The organism is Actinomadura sp. HBU206391, assembly GCF_014323665.1.
Lineage (GTDB): Bacteria > Actinomycetota > Actinomycetes > Streptosporangiales > Streptosporangiaceae > Actinomadura_C.
In genome coordinates this window covers 1-7,272 of the sequence record NZ_JABVEB010000258.1, presented here as the reverse complement: position 1 = coordinate 7,272, position 7,272 = coordinate 1, and the positions used below count along the sequence as shown (strand labels likewise).

Annotated in this window: 8 protein-coding genes; 2 read left to right on the top strand and 6 right to left on the bottom strand. The window is 72.4% G+C overall.

The window, feature by feature from the left end; translation table 11 throughout:
* Nucleotides 1-35: 35 nt before the first annotated feature.
* The 6 genes from HKK72_RS33360 to HKK72_RS33335 all read right to left on the bottom strand — a co-directional run bounded on the left by HKK72_RS33360 (nucleotide 36) and on the right by HKK72_RS33335 (nucleotide 5,896).
* Entirely contained in the window at nucleotides 36-551 is a 516-nt protein-coding gene (locus tag HKK72_RS33360; protein ID WP_187238405.1) for a DUF4234 domain-containing protein, read from the bottom strand.
* 118 nt (nucleotides 552-669) lie between these two features.
* Nucleotides 670-2,178, bottom strand: a complete 1,509-nt coding sequence (locus tag HKK72_RS33355) for a metallophosphoesterase family protein (protein ID WP_315987577.1) — start codon at nucleotides 2,176-2,178, stop codon at nucleotides 670-672.
* Between the two features lie 213 nt (nucleotides 2,179-2,391).
* Entirely contained in the window at nucleotides 2,392-2,796 is a 405-nt protein-coding gene (locus tag HKK72_RS33350; RefSeq protein WP_187238404.1) for a hypothetical protein, read from the bottom strand.
* Between the two features lie 102 nt (nucleotides 2,797-2,898).
* Nucleotides 2,899-3,318: a YccF domain-containing protein gene (locus HKK72_RS33345; protein WP_187238403.1), complete on the bottom strand. Its 420-nt coding sequence runs from the start codon at nucleotides 3,316-3,318 to the stop codon at nucleotides 2,899-2,901.
* Nucleotides 3,319-3,351: 33 nt separating this feature from the next.
* The gene (locus HKK72_RS42530; RefSeq protein ID WP_187238402.1) at nucleotides 3,352-4,230 is read right to left on the bottom strand and encodes a diacylglycerol/lipid kinase family protein; all 879 of its coding nucleotides are present in this window, start codon (nucleotides 4,228-4,230) and stop codon (nucleotides 3,352-3,354) included.
* A gap of 4 nt (nucleotides 4,231-4,234) precedes the next feature.
* Nucleotides 4,235-5,896 (bottom strand): FAD-binding oxidoreductase, encoded by a 1,662-nt coding sequence (locus tag HKK72_RS33335; protein ID WP_187238407.1) that lies wholly within the window; start codon nucleotides 5,894-5,896, stop codon nucleotides 4,235-4,237.
* Nucleotides 5,897-5,980: 84 nt separating this feature from the next.
* Here HKK72_RS33335 and HKK72_RS33330 point away from each other — a divergent pair, with 84 nt between their 5' ends.
* Together HKK72_RS33330 and HKK72_RS33325 are read left to right on the top strand one after the other, a co-directional pair.
* Nucleotides 5,981-6,577 (top strand): TetR/AcrR family transcriptional regulator, encoded by a 597-nt coding sequence (locus tag HKK72_RS33330; protein ID WP_187238401.1) that lies wholly within the window; start codon nucleotides 5,981-5,983, stop codon nucleotides 6,575-6,577.
* On the top strand, nucleotides 6,574-7,272 hold a 699-nt coding region (locus HKK72_RS33325), incomplete at its 3' end, for an FAD-dependent oxidoreductase (RefSeq protein WP_315987576.1). The genes HKK72_RS33330 and HKK72_RS33325, both read left to right, overlap by 4 nt.

The window sequence follows — 7,272 nt, the reverse complement described above, 5'->3', positions numbered from 1 at the left end:
CGCGCCCGCGGTGGCCCGCGGAGAGATCGTGCGTGTCAGGCGGCGAGGGGAACCTGGGTGCCCTCAGGGGTGTCGCCGTACCGGTTGATGACCTTGTTCAGCTCGATCTGGTAGTAGAGCGAGCCGAAGCCGAAGATCCCTAGCAGGAAGCCGATGCCGCCGTTGCAACTCGGGCTGAGCCCCGCCGCGCGCTGCGCGTTGGCGATGTGCCCGGCGAGCTTGACCCAGACCACCAGGTTCCAGATGCCGAGCGTGATCCAGCCGAAGAAGATCGACATGATCGCACTCGTGGTGCCGACCTTGTGACGCGGGTCGAACTTCTCCAGCTCGAGGTGGACCTTGACGTACCACACGATGCCGTAGATGCCGAGTGTGATGATCGGCAGCCCCAGCCACACGGCGACCGGGTTGCGTCGCTTCATCTGCAGACCCGAGGCGGCCGCCGCCGGTGCGTGCCCGTACCCCTGCGCGGGCGCCTGCGACTGGTGCTGCGGCGAGTACGACTGCTGCTGTGCGCCGTACTCCTGGCCGCTCTGGTGCGGTTGGTTCATATCTTTCTCTCCCGCTTGTGTTTCATCGACCCCGTGACCGCCCGTACTGTACGGCAGCCTTGTGTGGCCACGCAGCGAATTAGCCTAGTTTTATCTGGTTATAGGGGTGAAAATCCGATTAACTCGCTGTCGCGGCCAGAGAAATGCTGATGTCGTCCTCGAGCGGCGGCTCGAGTTCGTGCTCGCGGCAACCAGTGGCCGCGAAACAGCGGATGCGAAGTCGGTCCCCGGCGACGTCGAGGCGCAGGAAGCTCTTGAAGAACGGAGGAGTGTCCCAGTCGGCCGCCTCCGAGCGGAACCGCTGGAAGACCTTGCGCACGGGAAACCGCAGCCGGCGGGTGCGGTGCCGCCGCGGAACGCCGAGCATGACGGCCACCGCGCGCGCCCGCAGCGACGGCCGCACCGGCTCCCGGTCCTGCCGGGTCGGTTCCATGTCCAGCCGCCGGGCAATGGCCGCCGACGCCTCCTCCGGCGACAGTTCGAACAACCGCCGAAGGCGCAGCCGCCGGCCGTACAGCCTGCTGTAGAACGAAAGGCTGTCACCGCGCAGCGGATAGCACTTGAACGCGCCCTCGTCGACGAGGGTCTGCCGCGGAATGGTGTGGGTGGCGTGCATGAAGGCACCGCCACCGCCCGACACGAGGTACTGGATCACCCGATCGTCCACTTGTACCGGATAGCGCTGGTAGTTATGGATGTCGCCGCCGATGGCCGCGACATAGTGATTGGCCGGATCGCGGACGATCTCGTCCACGGTGCCGCCGCCCTCGATCGGCCCTGGGCTGTGCCTGCCGTCGACGTAGATCGGCTTGCCCGTGATGAGCAGCTTCGGCTTCGGCCCCGCCGAGACGCCGCGCAGCCATTCCGCCTGTTCCCGGTCGATGCCCCCGACGATCCCTGTGTCGATGCCGACCACCCGCAGCGCCGGGAAGTCGAGCGCCCAGTACGGAGCCGGCTGATCGGCCTGTTGCCCGGGCGCCGAACGCATCTTGCGGGCCTCGTCCAGCGCGGCGAGGTCGGGCCGGTCCGGCCGGCGCCACAGCAGCCGGGCCAGCCGGCCGAACGGACCGCGCCACGGGCTCGGCTCAGGCTGGTCGGCCAGGCCGAAGAACACCCGCATGAAGCCGCCGAGCCCGTCGTACCAGTCGTGGTTGCCGGGGATCGCGTAGATCGGCGCCGGATATCCCTGGTAGGGCCGGAAGAACTTGTCGGGGTAGTCGTTCACACTGCCGGTCGGGTAGATGACGTCACTGCTGATGACCATGAAGTCGGTGCCTGCGCCGATGTTGAGCAGACCGGGCACGACGGCGTACTGCGACTTGTCGCCCTCGCCGGTGTCGCCCACCACGAGGAACGAGAACTCCGGCTCCGACCTGTCCACGACGCGCAGCGGATCCGCGTCGCCCTCTCGCAGAGCCGCCACCCACCGGCGCCGCACGTCGTCGGACGGATCGCCGAACCACTTGGCGATCACATCGTTGCGGGAAGCCCACAGCACCGAGGGGCGCAGCCAGGTGAATCGCGGCGGCGTCCCCGGCATCAGCTCGACGAAGGTGCCGGGCTCTCGGCATCCCCATCCCGCACCCTGCGCGGTTCGGCGCGACGACGGCGATTCTGGGGCCTGCACTGGCACCTCCGGGGGAGCGGGAACAGAGCGGTGCACCACGATCGCGGGGAGTAGACATATCCGTCAACCACACCTTTGCTCAGCGAGGGCCCGACGTCGCGATGATGTCCGGCACTGGCCGGTACGAGACGAGTGACGTCGAAACGAGGCGGGTGACGCGCCGGTGATGCGGCGGGTGCGCGGCAGCCGACGACGCGGCCGGGCCGGCGGCCGCTAACGCTGGGGGGGTGCCTGGTACTCGCCGGTCGCCGGGAAGGGAGGTTGCGGCGGCCACCCGGCGGGCGGGGCGAAGGGGCCCGTGGGCGCGGGGTGCCCCTCGGGCGCTTCGACCGGCGGCGGGGCCGGCCGGTCGTCGGCCGCGGTGGACGGCACCGGTGACGGGCCCGCGTGGCGGCGGCCTCTCGGCTCGGGTGCCGGAACGCCCTGGGCCAGCGTCTCGAGGAGCGCGGGGACCTCGGCGGCGGGAAGCCGGAAGGTACTCGTGCACACGCCACGGTTCCAGAAGCTGAACACCATGACCCCGGGCTCAGGGTGCCAACTGAGCCGCAGCGCACGGTCCTCGCCCCTTGCGTCGAAGAAGACCTCCCCGACTCGGGGCAGCGGGGTCGCGCCTGACATGGCGCCATAGTGGCCTGGTCAGAGGCGGCTTGTCCAGAAACGGCGAACTACGACGCCATGAGGTCACCGATCGTATGACAGGGATCTACCGGCCGTGCGTGCTCAGTGCGCGGGCCGGCCGCCGTGGCCCATGCCGAACGCCCTCGGATCGCCCGTGTCGACGATCTCTCTGCCCAGCGGCAGCAGCGACACCGGGATCAGCTTGAAGCTGGCGATGCCGAAAGGGATGCCGAGGATGGTGAGGCACAGCGCGATGCCCGAGAACAGATGCCCGAGGGCGAGCCACCAGCCGGCGAAGATGAGCCAGATCACATTGCCGATCGCCGAGGCCGCGCCCGCGTCGGGGCGCCGCACGACCGTCTTGCCGAACGGCCAGAGCGCGTAGGCGGCGATGCGGAAGGACGCGATGCCGAACGGAATGGTGATGATGAGCAGGCAGCAGATGATCCCGGCCAGGACGTAGCCGAGTGCCATCCAGAAGCCGGCGAGCACGAGCCAGAGGACGTTCAGGAGGGTTCGCACCGGTTCACCGTAACGGGTGGGGGGTCGGCGCGTTCAGGGGCGAAGCACGTGGAGGGCCGCCGGCACGACGCCGACCGTCACGGGCAGCATGCCGGGCAGCTCGCCGTCGGCACCGTAGGGCAGGTCGCGATCGGCCTCGATCCGCACCTCGCGGCCGCGCAGCACCTCCACCTGCGGGCGCCGCACGTGCGAGCCGTCCGCCAGTTCGCGCATCACGGCGAAGAACAGGGGCTTGGGCACGTGCCGGATGACGACCACGTCGAGCAGCCCGTCGTCCACGCGAGCGTCCGGGGCGATGTGCCGCCCGAACCCGTAGAAGCCGGAGTTGGCCGCCACCACGGTGTAGCCGCGCCGCTCGTGGAGCTCACCGTCGACGGTCACGCGGTAGGCGGCCGGCCGCCAGCTCGCGACCGCTCGCAGCGCCCCGACGTAGTAGGCCGCCGATCCGCGCAGCAGCCTGCTCTCGTTGGCGTTGCGGCCGGCCACCGCGTCGACGCCGGCGTAGACGCTGCCCAGCACCACCGCGCCGTCGGCCGTGATCACGTCGACGGGGCGTGGTTCGGCGTCCAGCAGGAGGCCGGCCAGTTCGACCGGGTCGGTGGGCACGCCGAGCTGGCGGGCGAAATCGTTGCCCCGCCCGGCGGGCACGATGCCGAAGACGGCGCCGGTGCTGGCTAGCGCGCCGCCGACGCTGCCGATCATGCCGTCGCCGCCCACGCCGAGCACGACGTCGCCGCGCCCGGCGGCGTCGAGGGCGAGGGTCCGCGCGTGCTCGAGGCTCCGGCTGTGCTCGACCACCACCTGGGCTCCGGCCTCCCGGAGCAGCCGGGCGAGGGGGATCATCGCCGCGGCGCCCCCGGCCGCCCCGGAGCCTCCCGCGGCGGGATTGACGACGGCGGTGAAGGAGCGCACGTCGTCACCGGCCCTCGGCCGGCGGACCGCCCGGCACCAGGACCCCCGGATTGAGGATCCCGGCCGGGTCGAGCCGGTCCTTGACGGCCCGCAGCACCTCGACGCCGAGCGGCCCGATCTCCCGGCCGTACCAGTGCCGGTGGTCGGTGCCGACGCCGTGGTGGTGGCTGATCGTGCCGCCGGCGCCGATGATCGCGTCATTGACGGCGCTCTTGGCCCGCGCCCAGTGCGCGACGGCGTCAGGGCCCCGAGCCGACACCACGGTGAAGTACAGGGAGGCACCCGCCGGATAGACGTGTGAGATGTGGCACATCACCAGCGGCCGCACCGGATCGGCCGGCGGCACCGAGGACAGCGCGTCGGTGAGCGCCTCGCGGACGGCCGCATGCAGTGCCGGGACGCCGGACCAGAACGCGGCGGTCTCCAGGGTCTCGGCGAAGGCGCCGGCGTCGAGGAGCGCGTCCCGCAGGTAGGGGGCGGCGAAACGGCCCCGCACCCAGCTCTCCCCCGGCCCGGGACCGAGCGGCTCGCCGCCCAGGGCGCGCAGCGCGTCGCCGGCGCCGGCCCGCCGGGCGTCGACGTCGCCGGCGGTCCCCTCGAAACCGACGATCGCCAGGCAGCCGCCGTTCGCCAGGGCCCCGCCGGAACCGCCCGTGCCGCCGGATCCGCCGGTCTCGTGGGCGCCGGCGAGCCCGACCATCGTCTCGGTCTCGTCGGACAGCCTGAGGACGGTGGGCAGTGGGCCGTCCTGCGCCAGAGCGCGCAGGGCGGCGGTGCCCGCCGCGAAGTCGGTGAACCGCCAGCCCTCGTAGGCGGCGGTCTCGGGGGCCGGGCGCACCCGAACCGTCACCGAGGTGATGACGCCGAACGCGCCCTCCGAGCCGAGGACCAGCTGGCGCAGGTCGGGCCCCGCCGCCGACTTCGGCGCCCGGCCGAGCTCGAGGGTGCCCTCCGGGGTCGCCACCGTCAGCGCGACGACCATGTCGTCGAACCTGCCGTACCCGGCCGAGGCCTGGCCGCTGGACCGGGCCGCGGCGAACCCGCCCACCGTGGCCCACTCGTACGACTGGGGGTAGTGACCGAGGGTCAGGCCGTGCTCGCGCAGCAGTTCCTCCGCCCGGGGCGCGCGCATCCCGGACTGCAGGGTCGCGGTGCGCGAGACGAGGTCGACCGCGACCAGCCGGTCGAGACGGCGCAGGTCCAGTGCGATGCGCGGGCGGGCGGCGCCCGGTGCGGTGGCGTCTTCTCGGGACGGTGCGAGCCCGCCCACGACGGAGGTCCCGCCGCCGAACGGGACCACTGTGATCAGATGCTCGGCGCACGCCTCGAGTACGGCGAGGACCTCGTCGTGGTCACCCGGCAGCACGACGGCGTCGGGCGCGCCGGCGACCTCACCGGCCCTGATGCGGAGCAGATCGGGGGTCGACCGGCCACCGGCATGGCGGATCCTGGTCTCCGCGTCGGACCGCAGATTGCCGGCGCCGACCACGGCGGCGAGCGCCTCGCCCGCCTCGCCCGGCAGCCGCGACGGCGGCACCTCGATCGACTCGAGCGCCACGGGCGGAGCCTCGGGCGGCCGCACCCCGAGCAGCTCACGCAGCAGTCCCACTACCGAGTCCGGCAGCGGCGCGGCCCTCGCGGGATCTCCCCAGCCGCTCCACAGCATGTCCACCTGGACACCCCTTCGTCGCCGTCCGGCCGATCTGGACGTGCATCACACTGTGCCACATCCCGTATTACACTGTGACACATGACGTCCAATCGTCACAAGCGAATCGACCATGACGCCGTGCTCGACGCCGCGCGCGACAGCGTGCTGGCGGTGGGCGTGCGCCGGACCACCCTGACCGACGTCGCCCGCCGGGCCGGGGTGTCGCGCATGACCCTCTACCGGCGCTGGCCGGATGTGCGTACCCTGGTGGGCGATCTCATGACGCGGGAGTGGGTGGCCCTCGCCATGTCAGTGGCGCCCCCGGGTGACGGCAGGCCGGCCCGCGAGGCCATGGTCGAGAGCCTCGTCGCCGGCGCACGGGCGTTTCGCGAGCACCCGCTGCTGCGCAAGATCATCGATGTCGATCCCGAGCTGCTGCTCCCGTACATGCTCGATCGGTGCGGTGCCAGCCAGGAGGCATTTCTGGAGTTCTTCGAGGCCACCCTGCGCGCGGGCCACGAGGACGGGACGATCCACCCCGGCCACCCGGCCCGCCAGGCGCGCACCGTGCTGCTCGTCGTCCAGGCGTTCGCGCTGTCGGTGCGCACCATGACCACCGACTCGGACCCGAATCTCAGCACGGCCGCCTTCGACGAGGAGCTCCGCCATCTCCTGGAGAGGACGCTGTCGCCGTGACCGGCATCGACGGCCGAGGAGCGCCCAGCGCCTCACTGAACCGCGCGCGCAGGGCGCGCGAGCTCGCCGAGCTGGCCGACGATCGCGTCGACGTGCTGATCGTCGGGCTCGGCGCGACCGGTGCCGGCGCCGCACTGGACGCGGCCGCCCGGGGCCTGTCGGTCGCCGCGATCGACGCCCACGACCTCGCCTTCGGCACCTCGCGGTGGAGTTCCAAGCTGATCCACGGGGGGCTGCGCTACCTCGCCTCCGGGCAGCTCGGCATCGCCTACGAGAGCGCGGTGGAACGCGGCGTGCTCATGGGGCGCACCGCACCGCACCTGGTGCGGGCGCTGCCGTTCGTGCTGCCGCTCACCCCTCTCGTCTCGCCCTCGCAGGCGGCGCTGGCCCGCGCCGGCCTGGCCGCCGGAGACGCGCTCCGGCGGGTCGCCGGCACCGGCCGGGACGTGCTGCCCCGCGCCCGGCGGCTGTCGGGCGTCGAGACGCTGCGCCTGGCCCCCGGGCTGCGGACGTACGGCCTGCGCGGCGGTCTGCTGTCCTGGGACGGCCAGGTCTGCGACGACGCCCGCCTGGTGACCGCGACGGCCCGTACCGCCGCCGCGCACGGAGCCCGCGTCCTCACCCGCTGCCGCGCGCTGTCGTTGGCCGGCGACGGCGCGCGGGTCCGCGACGAGCTGACCGGTGAGGAGCTGACC